Annotated in this window: 26 protein-coding genes; 11 read left to right on the forward strand and 15 right to left on the reverse strand. The window is 48.6% G+C overall.

The genetic code is table 11. The features are described 5' to 3' along the window. Positions 1-36 precede the first annotated feature (36 nt). The 14 genes from Mcas_RS12030 to Mcas_RS12090 all read right to left on the reverse strand — a co-directional run bounded on the left by Mcas_RS12030 (position 37) and on the right by Mcas_RS12090 (position 8,544). Positions 37-333 carry a hypothetical protein gene (locus Mcas_RS12030; protein ID WP_040335797.1) on the reverse strand — a complete coding sequence of 99 codons (297 nt, stop codon included), beginning with the start codon at positions 331-333 and terminating at the stop codon, positions 37-39. A 55-nt stretch (positions 334-388) separates the two neighbouring features. Then, positions 389-844 (reverse strand): hypothetical protein, encoded by a 456-nt coding sequence (locus tag Mcas_RS12035; RefSeq protein ID WP_052567346.1) that lies wholly within the window; start codon positions 842-844, stop codon positions 389-391. A 238-nt stretch (positions 845-1,082) separates the two neighbouring features. Next, positions 1,083-1,232, reverse strand: coding sequence for a type II toxin-antitoxin system HicA family toxin (locus Mcas_RS19280; protein ID WP_200873693.1), 150 nt, complete (start codon positions 1,230-1,232; stop codon positions 1,083-1,085). A 34-nt stretch (positions 1,233-1,266) separates the two neighbouring features. Further along, positions 1,267-1,476: a type II toxin-antitoxin system HicB family antitoxin gene (locus Mcas_RS12040; protein WP_040335798.1), complete on the reverse strand. Its 210-nt coding sequence runs from the start codon at positions 1,474-1,476 to the stop codon at positions 1,267-1,269. Positions 1,477-1,642: 166 nt separating this feature from the next. Continuing rightward, positions 1,643-2,407: a response regulator gene (locus tag Mcas_RS12045; RefSeq protein WP_040335799.1), complete on the reverse strand. Its 765-nt coding sequence runs from the start codon at positions 2,405-2,407 to the stop codon at positions 1,643-1,645. Positions 2,408-2,495: 88 nt separating this feature from the next. Next, positions 2,496-2,873: a response regulator gene (locus Mcas_RS12050; protein WP_040335800.1), complete on the reverse strand. Its 378-nt coding sequence runs from the start codon at positions 2,871-2,873 to the stop codon at positions 2,496-2,498. 165 nt (positions 2,874-3,038) lie between these two features. Then, on the reverse strand, positions 3,039-3,473 hold the full coding sequence (locus Mcas_RS12055; protein WP_040335801.1) for a hypothetical protein: 435 nt from the start codon (positions 3,471-3,473) through the stop codon (positions 3,039-3,041). A 244-nt stretch (positions 3,474-3,717) separates the two neighbouring features. Then, positions 3,718-3,996 carry a DUF5647 family protein gene (locus Mcas_RS12060; protein ID WP_040335802.1) on the reverse strand — a complete coding sequence of 93 codons (279 nt, stop codon included), beginning with the start codon at positions 3,994-3,996 and terminating at the stop codon, positions 3,718-3,720. Then, positions 3,993-4,301 (reverse strand): DUF7718 family protein, encoded by a 309-nt coding sequence (locus Mcas_RS12065; RefSeq protein WP_040335803.1) that lies wholly within the window; start codon positions 4,299-4,301, stop codon positions 3,993-3,995. The genes Mcas_RS12060 and Mcas_RS12065 overlap by 4 nt, the downstream gene beginning before the upstream one ends. A gap of 39 nt (positions 4,302-4,340) precedes the next feature. Next, entirely contained in the window at positions 4,341-5,018 is a 678-nt protein-coding gene (gene thiE / locus Mcas_RS12070) for a thiamine phosphate synthase (protein WP_081853829.1), read from the reverse strand. Continuing rightward, positions 5,002-6,354, reverse strand: coding sequence for an acetyl-CoA carboxylase biotin carboxylase subunit (accC, locus tag Mcas_RS12075; protein WP_040335804.1), 1,353 nt, complete (start codon positions 6,352-6,354; stop codon positions 5,002-5,004). Before accC ends, thiE begins: the two co-directional genes overlap by 17 nt. Before the next feature lie 13 nt (positions 6,355-6,367). Beyond that, positions 6,368-6,808 carry an acetyl-CoA carboxylase biotin carboxyl carrier protein gene (accB, locus tag Mcas_RS12080; protein WP_040335805.1) on the reverse strand — a complete coding sequence of 147 codons (441 nt, stop codon included), beginning with the start codon at positions 6,806-6,808 and terminating at the stop codon, positions 6,368-6,370. Then, positions 6,808-7,368 carry an elongation factor P gene (efp, locus tag Mcas_RS12085; protein WP_040335806.1) on the reverse strand — a complete coding sequence of 187 codons (561 nt, stop codon included), beginning with the start codon at positions 7,366-7,368 and terminating at the stop codon, positions 6,808-6,810. The genes accB and efp overlap by 1 nt, the downstream gene beginning before the upstream one ends. Before the next feature lie 57 nt (positions 7,369-7,425). Next, on the reverse strand, positions 7,426-8,544 hold the full coding sequence (locus Mcas_RS12090; RefSeq protein WP_320408701.1) for a M24 family metallopeptidase: 1,119 nt from the start codon (positions 8,542-8,544) through the stop codon (positions 7,426-7,428). A gap of 318 nt (positions 8,545-8,862) precedes the next feature. On the opposite strand from Mcas_RS12090, the gene Mcas_RS12095 reads away from it, so the two are divergent. The 10 genes from Mcas_RS12095 (at position 8,863) to panD (ending at position 18,589) form a co-directional block, all read left to right on the forward strand. Further along, positions 8,863-10,353 carry an HD domain-containing phosphohydrolase gene (locus Mcas_RS12095; RefSeq protein ID WP_081853830.1) on the forward strand — a complete coding sequence of 497 codons (1,491 nt, stop codon included), beginning with the start codon at positions 8,863-8,865 and terminating at the stop codon, positions 10,351-10,353. Between the two features lie 252 nt (positions 10,354-10,605). Further along, a complete protein-coding gene (locus Mcas_RS12100; protein WP_081853831.1) occupies positions 10,606-11,556 on the forward strand; it encodes a PhoH family protein in 951 nt (316 codons plus the stop codon). Continuing rightward, positions 11,528-13,087: an HD family phosphohydrolase gene (locus tag Mcas_RS12105; RefSeq protein ID WP_052567352.1), complete on the forward strand. Its 1,560-nt coding sequence runs from the start codon at positions 11,528-11,530 to the stop codon at positions 13,085-13,087. Before Mcas_RS12100 ends, Mcas_RS12105 begins: the two co-directional genes overlap by 29 nt. Positions 13,088-13,161: 74 nt before the next feature. After that, on the forward strand, positions 13,162-14,148 hold the full coding sequence (locus Mcas_RS12110) for an RNA ligase (ATP) (RefSeq protein WP_040335808.1): 987 nt from the start codon (positions 13,162-13,164) through the stop codon (positions 14,146-14,148). Positions 14,149-14,392: 244 nt separating this feature from the next. Then, positions 14,393-14,635 (forward strand): antitoxin AF2212-like protein, encoded by a 243-nt coding sequence (locus tag Mcas_RS12115; protein WP_040335809.1) that lies wholly within the window; start codon positions 14,393-14,395, stop codon positions 14,633-14,635. A 3-nt stretch (positions 14,636-14,638) separates the two neighbouring features. Then, positions 14,639-14,872 carry a type II toxin-antitoxin system VapC family toxin gene (locus tag Mcas_RS19285; protein ID WP_353740390.1) on the forward strand — a complete coding sequence of 78 codons (234 nt, stop codon included), beginning with the start codon at positions 14,639-14,641 and terminating at the stop codon, positions 14,870-14,872. A gap of 153 nt (positions 14,873-15,025) precedes the next feature. Beyond that, complete coding sequence (locus tag Mcas_RS12120) at positions 15,026-15,583, forward strand: dual specificity protein phosphatase family protein (protein WP_052567354.1); 558 nt, start codon at positions 15,026-15,028, stop codon at positions 15,581-15,583. Continuing rightward, complete coding sequence (mltG, locus tag Mcas_RS12125; RefSeq protein ID WP_052567356.1) at positions 15,567-16,559, forward strand: endolytic transglycosylase MltG; 993 nt, start codon at positions 15,567-15,569, stop codon at positions 16,557-16,559. The genes Mcas_RS12120 and mltG overlap by 17 nt, the downstream gene beginning before the upstream one ends. 1 nt (position 16,560) lies before the next feature. After that, on the forward strand, positions 16,561-17,667 hold the full coding sequence (gene ispG / locus Mcas_RS12130) for a flavodoxin-dependent (E)-4-hydroxy-3-methylbut-2-enyl-diphosphate synthase (RefSeq protein ID WP_081853833.1): 1,107 nt from the start codon (positions 16,561-16,563) through the stop codon (positions 17,665-17,667). A 568-nt stretch (positions 17,668-18,235) separates the two neighbouring features. Beyond that, positions 18,236-18,589 carry an aspartate 1-decarboxylase gene (panD, locus tag Mcas_RS12140; protein WP_040335811.1) on the forward strand — a complete coding sequence of 118 codons (354 nt, stop codon included), beginning with the start codon at positions 18,236-18,238 and terminating at the stop codon, positions 18,587-18,589. Between the two features lie 325 nt (positions 18,590-18,914). Here panD and Mcas_RS12145 read toward each other — a convergent pair whose 3' ends face one another. Further along, positions 18,915-19,544: an XRE family transcriptional regulator gene (locus tag Mcas_RS12145; protein ID WP_040335812.1), complete on the reverse strand. Its 630-nt coding sequence runs from the start codon at positions 19,542-19,544 to the stop codon at positions 18,915-18,917. Between the two features lie 271 nt (positions 19,545-19,815). Between Mcas_RS12145 and Mcas_RS12150 the strand changes: the two genes are divergently transcribed. Then, positions 19,816-21,774 (forward strand): VCBS repeat-containing protein, encoded by a 1,959-nt coding sequence (locus Mcas_RS12150; RefSeq protein ID WP_156033346.1) that lies wholly within the window; start codon positions 19,816-19,818, stop codon positions 21,772-21,774. The last annotated feature ends 380 nt before the right edge of the window (positions 21,775-22,154 follow it).

Below are 22,154 nucleotides of genomic sequence, written 5' to 3' on the forward strand. Positions count from 1 at the left end.
CTGATGGTATATCTTGTATTTTTAGCAAAATCCACATTATCTTTTCTCAGATTTTGGCATCGTTTTTAGAGATTCTATCAAAAGACTTGTCGTAGGGTAATTATAGACAACTTTGGCTACAAACGCTCTGCCAATTGCATACCTCTCCTTGAGTTTACGACCTATGCATTGACTGTCTACCCACCACATATGTCTTTCTATCTGAACTATCTCCAGGATTGTAACTAACTGCTTTTGTTTCTTGGTTATTGGATCGGTAAGTATTTCTTCCAACTCTGGGAACAGTACCCGTTGTATATTTCCTGCTAACCATGATATACTCTCTAATAACATTATGTTCTCCTTTTAATCTATTATATTTAGGTGTTATATTATAGCACAAAGAGAACTAAAAAAGGTTTAGTTTAGGAGTTTTGCAAGAGGCTCCTATAACTGCCTTACCGCCTATATCAACACCAGATACTTCAAGACGAGTAGCATCTTCCAGATCATCCGTTGTTTTTCCATAAGGAGCTACGTAATAGTCAGCGCCCGTGAGAGTTTCAGCTCGTGAAAAAGCGTAAAGCCTTTCAAATATTTCTACCGCTGCAAGAGCAAAGGCATATGCACCTTGTTCAGTAGTGTCTGTCTCATTTCTCCAGGCCAAACGGGTTTGGTTATTGGGAGGATGCCAAATAGCCACAACTTTGTTGCTAGCAGTTTTGTTGTTGACAAAAAATCTTTTAGGAGTTTTATGGTGTCTGTTAAGACATACCCTGGCTGCTTCAGCATAAGCATTTGCTAATGGCTCTGTTACTCCACGGTGCCGTATTGACAAGTTTTCAAAAGGCAAAAAAGGAAACATTTAATCTACCTCCAATTTATATACCATGTAAAACATGGTTTTTGCCACCTTCTATACTATATGATCAACAGTTTGGTAAAAACAAGAGAATTTTTGTTCACATGTGAAGTGTTGTTCACATATTAATGGTTGCATATGACATTTCCTGTCTTTACACACGCTATTTACCTCAAGATATTTGGCCAAAAGTATAGGGCGTTTTGGGGTGCATAAGTTTTTCATGGGTATCAGGTAATCATTAGTTAACTACACGGTATAGTTGCTTTAATATTTTGGGATGCAATACTTTATTACCATGAAAAGGGATTATTATCCTATGTGAATTTTTAACATAAACCCTGTGAGCAGCTTTACTTCTTATCATTTTATATCCGTTGTTAAACAGCAAGCTCTCTGCCTCCTATGCATTTAAACGTGGCAATTTAGGCAATAGATACCTCCAATAATGTTGTAGTAAGTTGTCTCTTTTCTTCATCCGTTAATGTTTCAAGATAAAGTTCAACTGCCTCTTTTATGTTGAACATTGTTTCTTCAAATGTCTCACCCTGGGTATGACAACCTTCTAGTTCAGGGCAATAGGCATAATAACCAAAATCATCTTTCTCTATTACAATACTGATCTTATATGACATCTCTTACTCCATTAAACAGATGGTTTTTGATTTGACAATGGCAAAAATAAAGGTAGTTCTGCACAAATAGTATGACCGCAGACCCAACCCTTATTAGGCGAGAGTCAAAACATTGAAAATTACTATCTCCGCAGGACTACCTGCGGTTAAATCTATGGCTTTGCTTCTATCTCTCCGCCGGAAACACCCGTGCCAGCCACAGCAACCAGCCATCGGCCAGGTGGTCGGTTACCAGCGATGACAGGACGTCGTTGGCCTTGACGTTTAACTCCTTGATTTCGGCGCTCATGGGCGACAACAGTTCCACGACCCTGCCGGAACTGGAGAGGAGTCTGGCAAAGGGGTCGCCTCCCTTTACGTAATCGAGGTTCCTGATGAAGTCCACGTACATGAGTTCACCGCAGGAGACTTGGTCGCGCAGGTCGCAGCCCATCTCCCAGAGGTTATCCCCCATGGGTCTTGCCCACACGCCTTCCTTATAATAGATGTGAGGGTTTTCCGTGCCACGCAATGGCACTATGTAGTCCCTGAACTCGTTGATGTAGGACTGACGCAACACCCAACCCTTTTGGTCGAATATCTTGTTGGCGATGTTGATCATAAAGTCCGGGGTAAAGGGCTTTTCAACGTACTCAAACGCACCGAGCTTGATACACGCCCTGGCATCCTCAAGGGTTGGATAGCCGGTTATCATTACGACATCGGTCTTTGGGTTGATGATCTTTGCCTCCTTGAGGACGCCTATGCCGTTTATATCGGGCAGTCTTATGTCCGAGATCAAGAGGTCGAATTGGTCTCTGCCGAGCTGGTTGAGTGCCTCTTCCCCCTTGTTGGCCGTGACTATGTCAAATCCCTCGGCACCAAGAATGCGCTTGCAACTCATAGTTATGACGGAATCGTCATCAAGTATCAGGATCGAACCTTTTCCCATTATCTTACCTCCGTGGCTTGTATATGTTTATCACTTTTAATGTTTGAATTGTAGTAGTTGTTGTGATTTGAGGGGGCGAGCATATTGTTCAGTCATCAAACAAGGTACTGCCGACTGAACCGGCAACGGCAAGCAGTTGTTCGGGCAGGAAAGGTTTCTTCAGGAAGATGGCCGCCCCTAACTCCACAGACTTAAGCCTGGTCTCATCCGTCCCATAGCCCGTCATGACAACGACCTTGATATGAGGCCATTCCTCTCTCAGCACCTTGATCAACTCAAATCCGTCCATCTCAGGCATCATCAGGTCGGTGATCACGAGGTCATAGTGTCCGTTCTCTATAGAGGCCAGCGCCATTAGTCCCGATGATGCCAGTACCACATCATAGCCTTCGGTCTCAAGGACGCGCTTGCAGCTTATCCGTACTATTTCCTCGTCATCAATTACCAGTACCCTCTTCTTACCCATCGTGGTATAGTACCATCGAGGGTTTTTTCAAGTTTACAGCCACCATCGCTGAGATTAGCACTCCGTAGTTGCTGCTTTTCATATCGATGGCGGCCAAGTTTCGGTTACCTGGATGTACCATAGTTGTCACAATACTGTATCGTCAATAGAACTTGCTTGTGTTGCCTACTTCTTTTCCGTAATCTTGACGGAAAAGTCATAGACCCTCTTAACAGATTCCAGTACGCCGCCAAGGTAAGATTTTGTTTCCTCAGATAACTCTATGCCTCTTTTCTGCAGCTCTTTGAGGAATATCTCGGCGTCCCTTTGTTCCCAGACTCCCTTTGTCTTTTTAATGAACTCCACCGTTTGTTCGGATATATCCAGCAGTGCGTTTCTAACGCTTTCCGTGGTAGCGGAGGCGTTGTAGAGCTTTTTCATGGCTTCAAGCATAGAACCAATATAACGCTGTACGTCCTCAGACACATCCACTCCCTTTTTTTGCACACCGGATAAGAAATCCAACCAGGCCGAGTGATCCCATGCTCCCTTCTGGCGCTCGACAAAACTGCCGGCAATTCGTACCAGCTCATCAAACAGTTCAGTTACCTTTGCTGCCATACATTGCCCTCCACATTAAGATTTTTTTTTATAATCGTACTTATAAAGTACACGATACTTATTATACACCAGTAAGGATATTTTTTAAAAGCAACCCGTGTCTGTCAATCAGCAATCGTCAGTTAAAAAACGCACCTCAAAATAATCGTAATCGTATCCTCCTTAAAAAGCATGGTAAAATTAACATCATGGCTTAAAGACATAGATTCCTGGTCAAGGGGACTGGTCCTCTTGGTCTGCTTTATCACAACACGGCAGGTTCTAACTCTAATTCCTTTATCCTTGATGACGCCTTGGGACTAATTTCCTTTATCAATACATAGATTACTTTAGTTCCTTGGGCTTCTATGTCTTTACCAAGTTTAAGATTAAAACTCTTCAACTCTTTGTCGAACTCTGGCAGAAGCACAATCTCAGCACCGATAGGAATCTTGTCTTCAATCTCCGGGTGTTCAAACATATATCTGCTAAACTCTGCGCTAAGTTCAATATTACTCTTGATCATTTTGTTTTCTATATTCATGGTTTCTCCTCTAAGAATTTTTTCTTATAATACTCCCAATTGTTCTTCAAATCATTTTCAGCAAACGTTAGTGCATCATTAAAATCTTTGTCAAACAAAGGAGTCTTTTTTATCTCCCCTTTAATGTTCAATATATCCCTATGAGCAAATCCGTGTGCAGTATCATACCTCACAACAGGATACCAAGTATTATCAATCCATGTTTCATATTGAACTCTGAAAAAAACAATCTCCCCTCTTTTTTTAATATGAGAATGTCTGTATCTGTCAGACACCCCAATTCTTATAACATATTCAGTCCTCATTCAAGTAAAAGATTAATTTTTTCAAATAGTCTCCTGATACTATTTTGACGACGTCAAGCCGTTTATCATATCAGGACTATTCTGCCCTATTATGATGCCGACGTATGCCTCGACGGCCTTTGTCAGGTCCTCTTGTTCAAGGATACCGGAGGCGACGGCAACGGCACTGGCACCTGCATCAAGGACAGCACCCAGACTATCCTCGCTGATGCCGCCGATTGCCACTATGGGGATTTTTATCTGCGCCAGGAGTTCCCTGATGGCATCAACGCCCTTGGGACTACCGGCATCCTTGGTCTGTGTGGCAAAGATGGGGCCAAATCCGATGTAGTCTGCCCCGCCCCTCTGTGCCTCCAATGCCTGGTCAAGGCTGTGGGTTGAAACCCCGATGATCTTATTGTCGCCCATGAGCCTTCGTACCTGCTCAACAGGCAAATCATCCTGCCCCAAGTGTACGCCATCGGCATCAACGGCCAACGCTATATCGGGATAGTCGTTGATGATTAGCGTGACATCGTTTGCTATCGTCAGCGCCCTCAACAGGCGGGCGGTCTTAAACATTTGCAGTCTCGACGCCTCCTTGTCCCTGAACTGGAGCCACTTCAACCCACCGCTAATGGCGTCCATGGCCATGTCAAAGGCCGGTTTGACACGACTGCCCCTGTGCAACAACAGGCACAATCCGCCCAGGTACAGGGTGCTATGCCGGTTGTCCATATGGTCGCTCAAGGTAACCGGTGTCGAATCTGCCCGCCAGGAAATCGGCATTGGAAAGGAGCGTCCTGTGAAACGGGATGGTGGTCTTTATGCCCTCTATCTTGAATTCACTCAAGGCCCTGCGCATCCGCTCGATGGCCTCATGACGGTTGCTGCCATAGGTGATCAGCTTTGCTATCAGCGAGTCGTACTGGGAGGGGATGGTGCATCCGCCGTAGGCGTAGGTATCGACCCGAACACCGGGGCCACCGGGTTGATAGTAAAACCCAATCTTTCCAGGTGAGGGGATAAACGTAAAGGGGTCCTCGGCGTTGATCCGACACTCGATGCTGTGTCCGACAAGTTTGAGGTTTTTCTGCTTAACGCTCAGGGGAAGCCCGGAGGCAAGACGAATCTGCTCCTTGATGATATCTATGCCGGTCACCATCTCCGTCACGGGATGTTCCACCTGGATGCGTGTGTTTATCTCCATGAAGTAGAAGTTTTCGTCCTTGTCAAAGATGAACTCTACGGTGCCGACGTTTTTATATTTTAATGCCTCGGCGGCCTTTATGGCGTACTTGCCTAGTTTTTCCCTGAGTCGTTCGTTTATGACAGGCGACGGGGATTCCTCGATCAGCTTTTGATGTCGCCTCTGGACTGAACAATCACGTTCGCCAAACTGCAGGGTCTCTCCCTTGTTGTCCACGGCTATCTGTACCTCTATGTGCCTGATCAGCGTGAAATATTTTTCGATGTATAGTTCACCGTTGCCAAATGCGGCCAGTGCCTCGTTCTGTGCTGCGGCAAACGCCTGGGGCAGTTGAGACTCCTCATGCACCACCCGCATCCCCTTTCCGCCGCCGCCGGCTGAGGCCTTGATGATCACGGGAAAACCGATCTTTCTGGCAATCTTCAACGCCAACGACATGTCTTCCAGGGCGCCGTCGCTGCCAGGTACCACGGGGATACCGTGCCTCTTCATGATCTGTCTGGCCCTGGCCTTGTTGCCCCCCAGGCGGATGTTTTCCGGGGTTGGCCCTATAAAGACGATCCCGGACTTCCTGCAGGCATCGGCAAACTGCGGATTCTCCGACAGGAAACCATACCCCGGATGAATTGCCTCAGAATCCGTCACCTCGGCAGCACTGAGGATCGCAGGGATGTTGAGATAGCTGTCGGAGGCCCGCGCAGGCCCCACGCAAATAGCCTCATCGGCAAGTTTGACGTGCATAGACTCCCTGTCTGTCTCCGAGTACACCGCAACAGTACCGATCTCAAGCTCCCTGCATGCACGAATCACACGGATTGCTATTTCACCCCGGTTGGCAATTAATATCTTTTTAAAAAGAGGCATCGTCTGTCCCCCCTCACACCGGCTCAACTAAAAACAACGGCTCTGCATACTCAACAGCCGTTGCATTTTCAACCAGTATATCCACGATGATGCCATCGACTTCGCTCTCTATTTCGTTCATCAGCTTCATTGCCTCAATGATGCACAGCACGTGTCCCTTCTTTATCCTGTCGCCCACCTCCGCAAACGGCTTGGATTCAGGCGACGATGAGCGATAGAAGGTCCCCACAATAGGGGATTTCACCGTAATGAGGTTTCTCTTCTTATCGTCCACTGCGGGGGAGACACACTCGGGTACAGCCACTACGATGGGTTGCGACGGTGCAGCGACTCTCTCCGATGGTGCCCGATGGCGCCGGAGCTTTATCTTTAAACCGTCGTGTTCGTAGAACAGCTCCGAAATATCGGTCGCCTTGAGGGTTTCGATAAGCTCTTTAATCAGGTTGATGTCCATTACTTAGCCCTTTCGATATATTCCAGCGTCCTTGTGTCGATCTTTATCACGTCGCCCTCGTTGATGTGGAAGGGGACCTTGATGCCGGCGCCGGTTTCAAGGATGGCCGGCTTGCTGCCTCCTGATGCCGTATCTCCCTTGAAGCCTGGGTCGGTCTTGGTCACGGTCAGCTCGACAAAGATAGGCGGTTCCACGGCAAGGGGCTGTTCCTTATGATAGAGGATTGTGACTATCATGTTTTCCTTTATCAGTTGCTTAACGCTGCCTAGCTGTTCCTCTGTCAGGGGCAGTTGCTCGTAGGTCTCCATGTCCATAAAATAGTATTGATTATCCTGATTATAGAGGTACTGCATCTGTTTTGCCTCGAGGTTGGCCTTGGGAAACTTCTCCCCCGAGTTGAAGGTATCCTCGATGACCTTGCCACTCTTAAGCCCCTTCATCTTTGCCCTGACAAAGGCGGCGCCCCTGCCCATCTTGACGTGCTGGAACTCTATTACCTCATAGGGTTCACCCTTGTACTCTATCTTGGTACCTCTTCTAAAGTCATTTGTTGCTATCACGTGGCCTCCTAAACTTACCAACTGCTATTGTCATTTTAACAGATATATGCATATATATTAAACTATTTCCAAATCTCTTGGAAGTGTTGTTATCCTCTGCGCCCTTGCGTCTGAGACAACAACCATGTCCTCAATCCTGACGCCGCCAAGGTCGGGGATGTATATGGCAGGCTCCACGGTAAAGACCATGCCATCGGTTATGACCGTTTTTGGGGACTTTAACGATATGCGGGGTCTTTCGTGTACCTCAAGCCCTACGCCATGTCCGGTGCCGTGTCCGAAGTATTGACCAAACCCTGCATCCTTTATGACCTTCCTGGCGATGGCGTCCGTCTCTGTACCGGTTAATCCGGCCCTTGCTCCCTCAATGGCACTGGTGTTGGCCCTGAGCACGACGTCGTATATCTCCTTCTTTTTCTCAACGTCAGTGCCTTTAACAAGAAACGTCCTGGTCATGTCCGAAAAGTATCCGCCGCTTTCCCCTCCCCAGTCGATGACAACAAGGTCGCCCTTTTCGAGCTTTTTCTCTGTGGGCTTGATATGGGGCAGGGCCGAGTTCCGCCCCGAGGCCACTATCGGATAAAAGGGGAGTTTGTCCACGCCGCCTTTCCTTAGGGCATCCTCAAGACGCAGCGATATTGCTCTCTCCGTAACACCGGCCTTTATGTAGCCCTTTATGGCGGCCAGAGCGTCTTCGGCCCTTTGTATGGCCTGTTTGATCAGTTCTATCTCGGAGGCATCCTTGATGGCACGTAGTCCCTCTACCGTCTCTGGCAGTGTGGTGAGTTCAATGTGTTTTGACAGTGCCTTGTACTGTCTGTATGTGATGGTGTCCTGCACGGACAACGCCCTGATGCCAAGGCTATTAGCGTACTTGCCCAGGACAACAGCGATGTCCTTGCTGATTATTTCGCATCTGCACACGGAGACCTCCCGGGCAGACTGCTCCTTGTATCGGAAGTCCGTAAACAGTACATCCTCCCTGCCCGATACCAACAGATAAGCGTGAGACCCCGTAAAGCCCGTCAGGTATCTTATGTTGGTGATATCGGTGATAAAAAGGGCCTTCTTTTTTTCTTCCTTAACTCGCCCTTGAGTCTTAATATTCTCTCTGCTAACATACAGTGCAAAACAATTGAAGTTTACGACAATACTGTCGGCGATGTCAATAGAAATGTTTCAGTACGGTATGGTATAGCGTGTAAAGTGTAAGCAAGGTAATACACAATGCCTACCCTAAATAATACCAACCGACCACAAAGGAGTGTGAAGACGGCAAATTAGTCAAAGATACCCGTGAATACGCTACATTTCGCCATAATTTAAAGAAGTTAGCCTCATGGCTGAAGAAATAAGAAGTAGAGATGGCAGTAATGGAGAGTACTGGGATATATTGGAGGACAGTGCAAAAAAACTGTCATAGACGGTGAGGGGTAGCTTTGTGTCTTAACTCAATAGAATTTTCATGGTAAATCTGCTATAATACACTCGAACATGGAAACACTGACAAAGCCGGAAAGCCGGGCAAAAAATTACGCAATGACTATGAGGGTTTTCGGTCACTATAGTCTGTCTATAATAATCATAAGCATTTACAGTGCCAGTGTGTGTCCTTTTCTTGCGGAATTCTTTATCGGACAGCGATTATTACTGTTTGCGGTGGCGTTTGGGATAGCGCTTGTCCTGCGTCAGGGTTTGATAGGGCTTGGAGTCTTGGATGAGAACTATCTCCTTAGGATAAAGCGTCAGGCGGGCCTTGACTACGGACTGTTTATGTTGTCTGGGATAGGCGTTGCGCTGTACAACTTCCATGTCTATGGCTTCCCGGCAGGCAGTGGCTTGAAGGTTATCGTGGGCAGCATGACGCTTGGCTTTTATACCGCCATTGACCTTGCACTTGAAACAGAGAGAACTATAAACTCGGAGATCAGAAAAACCGGAAAACACATAACCGTCTCAGAAAACTTTGTAAAACTGACCACAAAGATAATCATGGTTGCCACCTTCAGCATGTTTCTTATGATGATGGTAGTGTTTTTGATTATATCGAGGGATATTAGCCTGTTTACACACAATGGAGAGGTCATTGCCGGGTTTTCTACCGGAAAGGTACTGATTGAGATCGTCTTTGTGATCCTGGTGGTCATAGCCGAAAACATTAACCTGATAATCTCGCATTCCAAGAACCTGAGCCTGTTCTTTGAGAGCGAAAAGAGGGTATTGTTAGCCGTTGCCAATGGTGATATGAGCCAAAAGGTGACAGTCAGCACAAACGACGAGTTCGGAATCATCGCCACATACTCCAACAAAATGATAGACAAGCTCAGGGAACGCACGGAGGAGTTACAAAAGACCCGGGACGTGACAATTTTATCTTTGGCCGGCCTTGCCGAAACCAGAGACAACGACACTGGTACACATATCCTGCGCACACAGCGATATGTCAGGGCCCTTGCCATGTCGCTGAGACATAACCACCGATTTGCCGCTTACCTGGTTGATGAAACCATCGACATATTGTATAAATCCGCCCCTCTGCACGACATAGGGAAGGTTGGTATCCGTGATGCCATCCTCCTGAAACCCGGGAAACTCACGGACGAAGAATTTCAGGAGATGAAGATGCACGCCGTCTATGGCAGGGATGCCCTGTTAAAGGCAGCAAAGACGCTTGGCTCCAACTCGTTTTTGGACATCGCAATGGAGATCGCATATTGTCATCATGAAAAGTGGGATGGCACCGGCTACCCTGAAGGGCTTACCGGCGACAGCATCCCGTTGCCAGGACGACTGATGGCACTTGCCGATGTCTATGACGCACTAATCACAAAGCGGGTGTACAAGGACGCCTTTTCCCATGAGGTGGCCAGGGATATTATCCTCAAAGGGCGCGGCAGTCACTTTGACCCCGACGTTGTTGATGCCTTCATGAGCGTGGAACATGAGTTTGTTGCCATTGCAAGTGAATTCAAAGACGAACACTGAGCAGTTTTGTATAATGCTTCTTGTGTATAATTTTATCCGTGCACTCAGTTGAGTCGCCCCGTTCTTTTTTTATTCTGCCATGTGGTGCCTGAACATTTATGTTGTCAAATCGGTATCGGACATGCTATTGTAAAGAATACGGAGTACGATGCAAAGATCGTTGAAAGAAATACCCTGGGTGCCAGAGGGTCTGGCCAAAGAGTCTGCCATAGAGCTTGCCAGAGAGCTTAAAAGGGTGCGGCGACGGTAACTTTGGAGATACCCCTGGAGACCGACAGGGACCTGGACTTCCTCAAGAGGGACCTCAACAGCTCCCTGAAACTCATCGAGGATGCCCTTGGCGTCATCGTAAGCACCAGGGGCAACAAGGTCTTCATCCAGGGCGATGACGACAAGGTCGGGATTACCCAAAAGCTAATCCTCGACATATACAACCTCAAAAGAGAGGGCTGCATGCTCAGGACGGAAGACATTGTCTGCACACTGAACAACCTCAAACGGACCGGCCACATAAACCTCAGGGACGTCTTTGCCCACTACATCCCCGTGGCATCGAAGGTGCGATATGTCATCCCCAAAACGGAGACACAGATGGCATACATAGACGCCATCAGAGGGCATGACATCGTGGTAGGCATCGGCCCTGCCGGCACCGGTAAGACGTACATAGCAATGGCAATGGCCATACATGCATACATGAAAAAACAGGTCAGCCGTATCATCCTTGCGCGTCCTGCGGTTGAGGCCGGCGAGCGGCTTGGCTTCCTGCCGGGGGACATCCAGGAAAAGGTTCACCCATATCTCAGACCCCTGTACGATGCCCTCTATGATATGATGGACAGCGACAAGGCCGCCGTGCTGATAGAAAAGGGACTCATTGAGATTGCACCCCTGGCATACATGCGAGGCAGAACCCTCAAAGACGCCTTCGTCATACTCGACGAGGCCCAAAATACAACCACCGAGCAAATGAAAATGTATCTGACCAGGCTCGGCGTTAACTCCAGGACCGTCATCACCGGTGATGTTACACAGATAGACCTCCCCGCAGACAGGGCCTCCGGCCTGGTGGAGATCGGTCATGTCCTGAGGGGCATCGAGGGCATACGATTTGTCTACTTCAACGACAAGGACGTGGTCAGACATAAACTTGTACAGGAGATAATTAAGGCTTATGAAAGGCACGAAAAACGAGAAGACTAAAAAGAAGAAAAAAATAGAGATAGACCTCAGACATCTCTATCTAATCTTCATTCCCTCAATTATTGTGGCGATAACAATAGTGCGGGGTTTTGATGCAGTCGATTTCCTGGCTGTACTGTTTGTATGCCTAATATTGATGTCAATTGTGCTGATGGACATATTTCGTTACAGACCGGCATACACGAAGAAAAACAAGATGCTGATCCTGCTGATGCTGTTGCTGATTGGCACCATTGTCTTTGGCAGGGGGGTGGAGTATCTGTTTCTGAATTTCTCCAAGGGGATGGGGTTTATCAGTCACAAGGCCATCATCTACGGGATACCGTTAGAGGTGGGGCCAATGCTCATATGCCTGTTGTTTGACTCACACACGGCCATAATATTCTCATTTATCATAAGCATGATAAGCGGCATATGGCAGGGGGATGCCTTTTATGGCTTTTACGTTTTTACGGGCTGCATTGTTGCCGTTTTCAGTGTGCTCCGGTGCAAGAAGCGCACCGACCTCATCAAGGGTGGCATGTACATCAGCGGTGTGAATATCATATCGGCCATCGTGGTCTCCTTGCACGAGCGATATCTGACGCAACACATCCTGCAACCCATTATCTTTGCCGCGACATCGGGGATAAGCGTGGCGGCATTTGTGTCGATCATCCTGCCCGTGCTCGAGTACACGTTTAAGGTAAACACCGACATAACGCTCCTGGAACTGCTGGACCTCAACCAGCCGTTGATGAAGTCTCTGATGATAAACGCCCCCGGCACCTATCACCACAGCGTGATCGTGGGCAACCTCGTGGAGACGGCGGCTGAGGACGTGGGTGTCAATCCGCTCCTTGCCAGGGTCACCGCCTACTACCACGACATTGGCAAGATCAAGATGGCCGACTACTTTATCGAAAATCAATCAAACGCCGTAAACAAACACGAAAAACTCACCCCGCACATGAGCAGTCTCATCCTGATCTCACACGTCAAGGAGGGCCTGGAGCTGGCCGATGAGTACAACCTCCCCGAACCCGTAAAGGACATCATCACGCAACACCACGGCAGAAGCATAATGATGTTCTTCTACCAGAAGGCAAAAGAGGAACAGTCCGAGCCGCCCAAAGAGGAAGACTACAGGTATCCGGGGCCAAAGCCGCAGAGCAAGGTGGCGGCACTGGTCATGATAGCCGACGCCATTGAGGCGGCCTCACGCGTGCTGAAGGACCCAACGCCATCCAGGGTTGTCGGACTCGTAGACAAGATCGTCAATAACATCCTGATAGACGGTCAACTCAGCGAGTGCGACCTCACACTGAGGGACATCAACATAATCAAGGAGCGTTACTCCTACATACTAAACGGCATATTCCACAAGCGGATCGAATACCCGGGATTCAACTTCAACAAACCCCACCCATCAGGCGGTGACGGAGACAAGAGCAACGGCAAGGAATCTGCCCCGAAAGACAGGGACAGACACACTGCGGTTAAAGCGCACAGTGAGCCAGGACATGAGATTTTCGACGTCAGAAAAGGCTGACACTCAGCCTTGAGAGCTGTCTTAACGCCCGATGATGCTTGAGTGTCGCCATAAATTCAGCAAGGAGGATAAGCATGAGCAGTTTTAAATGTGAAGTTGTACAAATCAGGGCCATATTGCCTCACCCCAATGCCGATAACCTGGAACTGGCTATGGTTAAAGACTGGACTGTCGCAGTCAAAAAGGCCACATATAAAGAAGGAGACAAGGTTATCCATGTCCCTATAGATGCCGTGTTACCACTTGAATTATCGGATAAAATAGGAATCACGGCATATCTGTCCAGGCAGAGGGTAAGAACTGCCAAAATACGCGGCTTGTACTCTCAGGGGCTTATTATAGACATAGGCATAGTGGGGGCGGATACGGAGATTGGTACTGACGTCTCTGCCGTCTTGGGCATAACTAAATATGAGCCACCAATACCTGCCGACCTGATTGGAGAGGTAAGGGCCTATGACTCACGCTTTAAGGAATACACACAGATAGAGCACATTGAAAACTATGCCGGCATTCTGGCAGGTCTGGATGACGACGTCGTAGTGACTGAGAAGGTTCATGGCGTTAATGCCCGTTTTGGGCGTTTTGATTCGGATTTCTTTGTAGGCTCGCATACGCTTTCGTTGAAAGAGAGCGACAGCAATCTGTACTGGCGGGCGTTTAATCAGTACAAGATGAGGGAGATTGTCCAGGAGGATATGATAGTGTATGGTGAGATTTATGGCTCGGGGGTTCAGAAGCTTAACTATGGACTATCCCGGGATGTGATAGGTTTTGTCGTATTTGACATTTGCAGGGATTCCAGGTACTTAAACTGGAACGACATTGTAGCGTTTTGTAAGTCAACGGGGCTTGCCGTTGTCCCTGAACTATACAGGGGGCGGTGGACTACTGACGTGCTGAAGCTCACTGGAGGGAAAACAGCTATGGCCGGAGACAATATCCGTGAAGGGATTGTTATCAGACCCGAGACTGAGAGATATGATTTATCCGCCGGCCGGGTCATCTTTAAGTCGGTAAACAAGGCGTTTCTGATAAAAGATTACGGTGATCTTCGTTGATGATTAATGTTACGGGACGTCAAGGGGACTTCTTCGTGCCCGGGGTGGCTCACCCCTCCCCTTGCAGGGGGTTCTAAAGGGGGGCGGAGCCGCCCCTTTCTTTCTTGTATCACACGCAATCGAAACGTGCTATAACTGGTTGTTTAAAAATTTTCTTGACATCGCCCTGCTAATTATTTAATCATAAAGCTATGAGGCAAACTTTAACGCACACTAAATTCAAGCCAAAATAAGGAGGTTGGACATGGCGAAAACTATCAGAGCCAGATTTATGGGAGGTCAGGTTGAATTTTTGGAAAAATTGGAAATCCCGGAGGGAACAGAACTAACAATTACTTTTGAAGAAAAACTTAAAAAAGAAGGAGAATCCAAACCAGGAAAATGGGTACGGGTGGCTGAGGAAATCAGTTTACAAGGTAATTTAACGGGAAAATCTGAAGAAATTAACAAGTTCGCCAGAGAGTTTAGGGATACTTTTTCTTTTTAATTTATGAAAACATACCTGCTTGATACTAATATTATTTCTTATCTGGACGATCCCCGCTCTCGTTTTCATAAACCGGTTGTTAATAGGCTTTCAAGTCTTTGCAGCGATGATACCGTTTATATATCCATTTTGTCATTCTATGAACTTCAATATAGCATTTTTCGTATCCTCTTAAAAAAGCAGGGTAAACTTTATTTCCCGATTAAAAGGCATGGATTCCTGCTTGCGCAGGAATGACAGTTATAGCTGTTTTTCAAGTGTGTCATTCCTGGCTTGACCAGGAATCCATGGTGCGTAAAAGTATAGTTACCGTGGAATATAAAGAGGATACAGAGAATGAACCAAAACTGTCAAAACTCCGTCTGATTGTGTTAAAATGAATCATGTGGTATGGCACGACGTAGAATAACCCTGTATGCGGATGTAACGCTGCTCTACATACTGCTGTGGAGCTACTTGGGGTATGCAATGGCTGCGGGCAATTTCCATGCGATTACCCCAGGTAAGGCCTACCGCTCCGCACAACTTGACCAGGCGCAACTGCAATACTACACCGACAAGTACAAGATCGCAAGCATCCTGAACCTGCGCGGCAAAAACCCCGGGGTTCAGTGGTACGTGGACGAACTCAACTTCAGCGACAAGCACAACATCGCCCACTATGACGTTGCGTTGTCCTCATCAAAGGAGCCTGCTGCCACGGATGTTGCCACCCTGATGCGTGTCTTTGACCAGGCGCCACGTCCCATACTTATACACTGCTGGGCCGGGGCCGACAGGTCGGGGCTTGTGTCGGCCATGTGGAAGGTCGCCGTGGAAAACGCACCAAAAACGCAGGCAAAACGACAGTTGTCAATCCTCTATGGGCACTTGCCATTTGGAGATGCGATTGCTATGGACAGATTCTTTGACATATGGAGTTCGGCCCAAGGTGAGATTATTTATTAAACGGGTTGTTGTAAGTTCTGCGGTGGTGCTTTCCGTGCTGATCACGTATATTGCTGCGGGGATATTTATGCCCCTGCGGTTTAACGGGGAGACGGCGGAGATATACATCCCCCGCGGGGCAACGCTCAGACAGGCCATCAACATACTGTCGCAGGCATGTGGTATGCGCAACCTTACCGCCCTGTACCTGGTTGGCCGTATGCAGGGAATTGGCAGACGTTTAAAGCCGGGCTACTACCTGCTCCATGATGCCATCGGACCGCTTGAGGTACTTCAGAAGTTCAGCGACGGTGATACGATAAAGACCAAGGTCACTGTTATCCCCGGCCACAGCCTGCGCGAGATCAGACCGGCCATGACCGCTGCCGGCATCGTTGACTTCGACGGCAAGTGCAACGACCCTGCTGTGATGGTACAACTGAAGATAGATGGCCCTTCGCTGGAAGGTTACCTGCTGCCGGAGACCTATATAATCGAAAAGGGGACGCCGGCAATGGAGGTCATTGCCATGATGGTGCGTCTGTTGCGGGCGCGCTATCCGCAGGACTTTGCAGTCAGGGCAAAAGACCTCGGAATGTCCGAACACCAGGTGCTGACACTGGCATCGATCATCGAAAAGGAGGCGCAACTCGATACGGAACGACCAATCATATCCGCCGTCTACCACAACAGACTCAGACTGGGAATGCCCCTGCAGGCAGACCCAACGGCCATCTACGGCCTCAAGGGTTTTGGTGAAGGCGTCAGAGCCACAGACCTTCGACTCGACACCCCATACAACACATACAAAATCGTTGGCCTGCCACCGGGGCCTATTGCATCACCGTCGTTGGCCTCCATAAGGGCAGCGATACATCCCTCCGGTGTCCCATACTTGTACTTTGTGGCAAAAAAAGACGGCTCACACCACTTCTCCACAACCTACAGGGAACACCTCAACGCTATACAAAGATACAAAAGACAAGGAGTACACTAAGATGATAACAGACCAATCCGGGCAGGAGCGTCCTGCAGCGATAAAGAAGCAGGAGCGTCCTGCAGCAACAAAGACAAGGCAGATATCCATAGGCGGAGTTGCCATCGGAGGTGGCGCCCCCATAAGCATTCAGTCGATGACCAAGACCGATACCACCGACGTGGCAGCTACGGTGGCTCAGATACGGGAGCTTCAACAGTCAGGCTGTGAGCTGGTCAGACTTGCGGTGATCGATGAGGATGCCGCTCGGTGCCTTGCCGCCATAAGGGCACAGGTTGACATTCCGCTGATTGCCGACATACACTTTGACTACCGCCTGGCATTGACGGTCATATCCGGAGGCATAGACGCCCTGCGTATAAACCCTGGCAACATCGGTGCCACCTGGAAGGTCAAGGAGGTGGTTACCGCCTGCAAGGACAGGGGGATTCCGATCCGTATAGGTGTCAACGCCGGTTCGTTGCCCAAAGACCTGCTGCAAGAGTACGGTGGTCCCACCCCGGAGGCCATCGTCCGGAGCGCCACGCGCCACATTGATATCCTCCGGGAATTGGATTTCGCTCTGATCAAGGTATCGCTGAAGGCGTCCAATGTTCCGATGACGGTTGATGCCTACAGGCAATTTTCGGTCACCTACGACTACCCGTTGCACATAGGCATATCGGAGGCCGGGCCGCCGTCCACGGGGATTATAAAGAGTGCCGTGGGGCTTGGCATCCTGCTTGCGGAGGGGATAGGCGACACCATGCGCGTTTCGTTGACTGCCCCGCCACAGGAAGAGGTACGTGTTGCCTACGAAATATTGAAGTCGCTTGGACTCAGACGTCGCGGCATAGACATCGTATCCTGCCCTACATGCGGTCGCACGAGGGTTGACCTGATGAGGCTCGTTGCGCAGGCGCAACCGCGCTTGGCTGCCATCAACAGCAACGTCACCGTGGCAATCATGGGATGTGAGGTCAACGGTCCCGGCGAGGCAAAGGAGGCAGACTATGGCATTGCAAGCGGTTCGGGGATGGGTTTGTTGTTCAAGAAGGGGCAACTCGTAGGCAGGGTCGAGGAGGCACGACTGATAGATGCCCTCATCGACATGGTTCAGGCGGGGTAGAGGGGGGCAAGGGGACGTCTTTCTGGCCGGGGCGCCTCGCCCCTCCCCTTGCGGGGGGGTCTGAAGGGGGGCGGAGCCGCCCCTTTCTTTTCTTCTGTTGTTATAGCTACTTATACTCTTCTGCTTAAAGGATCTTTTATGTGTTTTTTAGCCCACCTTGAAATATTCCATTATATCATCGTCATCAAAAAATAGCGTCATATCTATCTGTCCTTTGTATTTTCCCAGCTTACGTTTCCTGTTGATATCAACATGTACGGATTCAACCTTATCGGTGCTAGTTGTTTGTTCAACAACTCTTCCATTGTCATGTACATTCGATTTCAATTCTGACAGATTGAGCTTAATATCATACTGGTTTACTCTATGCATTGTACACCCACATGCTTCTACAATTTCATACTTATCCTCTGCTTATATAGTATATCAAAGCTATATGTCCTGTCAATGATAAAATTTAGTATGATGTGGTATTAGTGCATGACGAGAACAAATTAACCGTGCCCCGGGGGGTTTGCATTATACAGAGATTCATGTTATTATTATGAATAAGGGAGGATTGACTTGTATGTATAGATGTATGCTTAGGGCCAAGTTGCACATGGCAATGGTGACGGAGGCCAATATCAATTACAGTGGCAGCCTGACCGTGGATGAGGACCTGATGGACCTCACGGGGATGGTCGCATATGAAAAGATCATGGTCAGCAACGTGACCAACGGTGAGAGATTTGAGACCTACATCATCCCTGGCGAGCGCGGCGCCAGGCAGATATGCCTCAACGGTGCAGCCGCAAGGAAGGGTGTTGTCGGTGATCGGGTCATTATCTTTAGCTTCTGTTACGTCAAAGAGGAAGAACTGGCTGACTACCATCCTAAGATCGTGGTGCTGTCACAGGAGAACAATCCACTGCCTGGTTAATATAGCAGTTTTGCCTGTGCTTTCGTGTACCATGTAAACGCCAGGTAAACGGTACCGGTACCATCGGTGAACCACAGCGTAACCATTACGCACATACCGTGGAAACTACCAAAGGAAACAGGCAGTAAACGATGTGGATGAACTATTAAATAATTAATAATAATTAATACAAACAAAGAGATAAATAACCATCCGTACAAGAGCCGTACAAGAGATAAATTAAATAACTCTCTATCCGTATATAGTTCATACACACATCGTTATACACTGCACACAAGTTGGGGGACAGCGTCCCCTGGCTTAATGTTGTGTTGGCAGACAGTACTTAGTACCTTACAACTTTGGCAATGATTTTGCCGATAATGCGCAAGGTTTTTTTGTCCTTGTTTGCGATTTGGATATCGTCGTAGTCTGTATTTAGCGGTTTTAGTAGTACCGCTGTATCAAGTGTTTTTAACCTCCTTATGACTACCTGATTTCCGCTCTTGGCCAGAACAAAGTCACCGGTGTCCGATGGCACCGACGGGGAGACGATCAAGATATCTCCGGGTCTTAATTCCGGTTCCATTGCGTTGTCCACAACTCGCAGTGCAAAGGCATGTGGGTCGGAGGCATCATATGCCATCCACAGTTCGGCATAACCTTCCTGGAAGATATCCACCGACTCATGCCATGCACCGGCATTGGTCCACGACAGAAGGGGTACCTTTCTTGCCTTCTTTAGCCGCGAACGGTTTGCCGTCGGGTCGGAATAGAACGACTCCTCCGGGATGTTTAATGCCTTGGCGATCCGGGCAATGTTCTTCTTACCGAACCCACGCTTACCTGTCATGTAGGCATTAAGATTCTGGGGCATTACCCCGATCATCTCAGCAAGTTCACGTTGCTTTATGCCGCGCTGTTCTAATATCCGTACTATCTTGCCACGTACACGTTCATCTATTATTGAATTCATACTTGATAGTATAATACAGGCAATATTAGAATTTAAAGTATTCACAAAGATTTATTGAAATAAAAAATTGTAATGTAAATTCTACAAAACATGTCACTGCAATACGGCATAATTTTTTTCAAAAATGTCACCCGGGTGACATTTTTTTTTGACCAAACAGGTTAATATAGTATAAAATATAGGTGAAGAAATCGACAGGGAAGGAGGCATATGATATGTGATAGTGTTATGACTATCACAGTGGGGTGGATTCGCCCCAGGGATGAAGGTAATGAAAGGGTTAGAGGACAGAAACCAGAATTCTCAAAGCAATGGAGGACAGTTTATGAGTCATGTCAGAAGTTTAAGAGATGTTAAGTTGTCGTATGTGTTTGCCGTGTTTGCTGTACTGTGTGGAGTATTAATGTTTTCGGTGCAGCCAGTGTATGCAGATGGAGGCACGCAGGTTAAGCTGACTGTGGAGAAGGCCGGTGATGGCTCCGGTATGGTGGGGAGCACCCCGCATGGTATAAATTGTGGCGATACGTGTTCGTCCAACTATCCTGTTGGTACGGTCGTACTATTGATGGCCAAGGCCGATCCGGGTTCAAAGTTTGGCGGCTGGAGCGGATGTGACATCGGTCATGACGATTCAACATTGAGCCGGGGGTCGCTGACCCCATCCAGCGGTGGTGATGACCCTGCCAAGTGCAAGGTGAAAATGCCGGCGTCATCGGACAACACTACGGCGGTCAAGACGGTAACGGCAACGTTCAACAAGGTGACGGCTCCGGGTATTACGCTGACCGTGCGCAAGGCCGGCAGTGGCAAGGGCACCGTTGATAGTACCCCTGCCGGTATCAGTTGCGGTGCAACGTGTGTTGCCCCCTACGACAAGGACACGGTTGTCACCCTGAAGGCTACGGCAGATACGGGTTCGACATTTGGTGGCTGGTCGGGCTGCGACCCCGCAAGCGATAACGCAACAGGCAATGACTGTAAGGTGACAATGGCTGCAAGCAAAATGGTGACTGCCACCTTTATGGGAAGCGGACCTGCCGTACGCAAGGTCATCCACGACTATAACGGCGATGGCATGAGCGACATCCTCTGGCACAACCAGAAGACTGGCATGGTTGCCATATGGCTGATGAACAGTGACAACGTAACGAGCTACGGTACACCAGGCACCGTACCGCGCAAGTGGCAGATAGATGGCGTCGGGGACTTTGACGGCGACGGCAAGGCCGACATCATCTGGAGAAACACCAAGGACGGTTCGCTGCACATCTGGTTTATGGATGGCCTGACGCTGGCCAGTCATGCCCCCGTGCAGGCAAACAAGTCAGAGAGGAAGATACAAAAGAAGGACTGGTACCTCAAGGCAGTTGGAGACTTCGACGGCGATGGTAAGGCCGATCTGTTCTTCAGACACAAGGGCGATGGTAAGATGGCCATCTGGTTTATGAATGGTGCCGACGTTGTAGACTCAAAGATGATCGACAGTAAAGTGGGCAGAGATTGGGAAGTAGCCGGTGTGGCCGATTTTGACGGCGACGGCAGAGATGACATTCTCTTCAGACATGAGGGCATTGGAAAGCTGGCCATGTGGCTGATGGATGGCTCCACGATCAAGCGTCCTGTAATCGTATCAGATTTGAAGGACCCCAAGTGGCGTGTAGCCAGGGTAGGAGATTTTGACGGCGACGGTAAGGCCGACATCCTCTACAAGAACGTTAGAACCGGAGAAGTGGCCATCTGGTTCATGGATGGTGCGACGGTAAAGGGCTACCAGATGGTTGCCACTGTAGGCGATGACAGTTGGCACATAGTCAGGGTTGGAGACTACAACGGCGATGGCAAACTTGACCTGCTGTGGCAGAACGAAATGACGGGTCAGCTCTTCATGTGGCTGATGAATGGTGCTACGATTGAAAGCGGCCTCTCTTTGGGTGCGATTGATGACCCCGATTGGTTTGTCATTGGCAGCGGACGAGTGCAGGTAGCTCCGGCAAGTGCGACACTCACGGCACCGGCAGTGGGCGATACCACCACGTTTGAGGTCGATGGCGGAGAAGCCCCATACACGACAAAGGTCAGCAACCCATCCCTGCTCAGTGCAGAGATTGACGCCGACGGTGTGCTCACGGTAACGGTGCTCAAGGCCGTCACCGGCGAAGTTAAGGCAGTCATAACCGTGATGGATGCCAACCATGAAACGGCATGGGTGTTTGTGACACTGAAACCATAACACACCACACTTAGCCCACAGCGGCAAGTGAGGGATAAAGAAGGGAGGGCGGTTCTGCCCTCCTTTTTTTTTATAGAGCGTTTCGATTGTGTGCAATACAAGAAAGAAAGGGGCAGCCACGAAGAAGTCCCCTTGACCCCATTAAACAACAAGATACCTCTTTGGATGCAACTTGGTATGAAGTAAGAAGAAACCTAAAATTTCATGCCGGAGTTTGGGAAATCAAACGCTATTGACTGCATACCTGTCTTTGCTGTAACATATGTCACGGTGTTTTTAAGAACTAAAAATTACAGAACTGGAGGCAGGCAAGATTATGACAGTGTAACGACTATTGCAGACGATGCAAGGGCATTAAGGAAAGGGCTTAAGGACAAGAA

It is taken from the genome of Candidatus Magnetobacterium casense (assembly GCF_000714715.1).
GTDB lineage: Bacteria > Nitrospirota > Thermodesulfovibrionia > Thermodesulfovibrionales > Magnetobacteriaceae > Magnetobacterium > Magnetobacterium casense.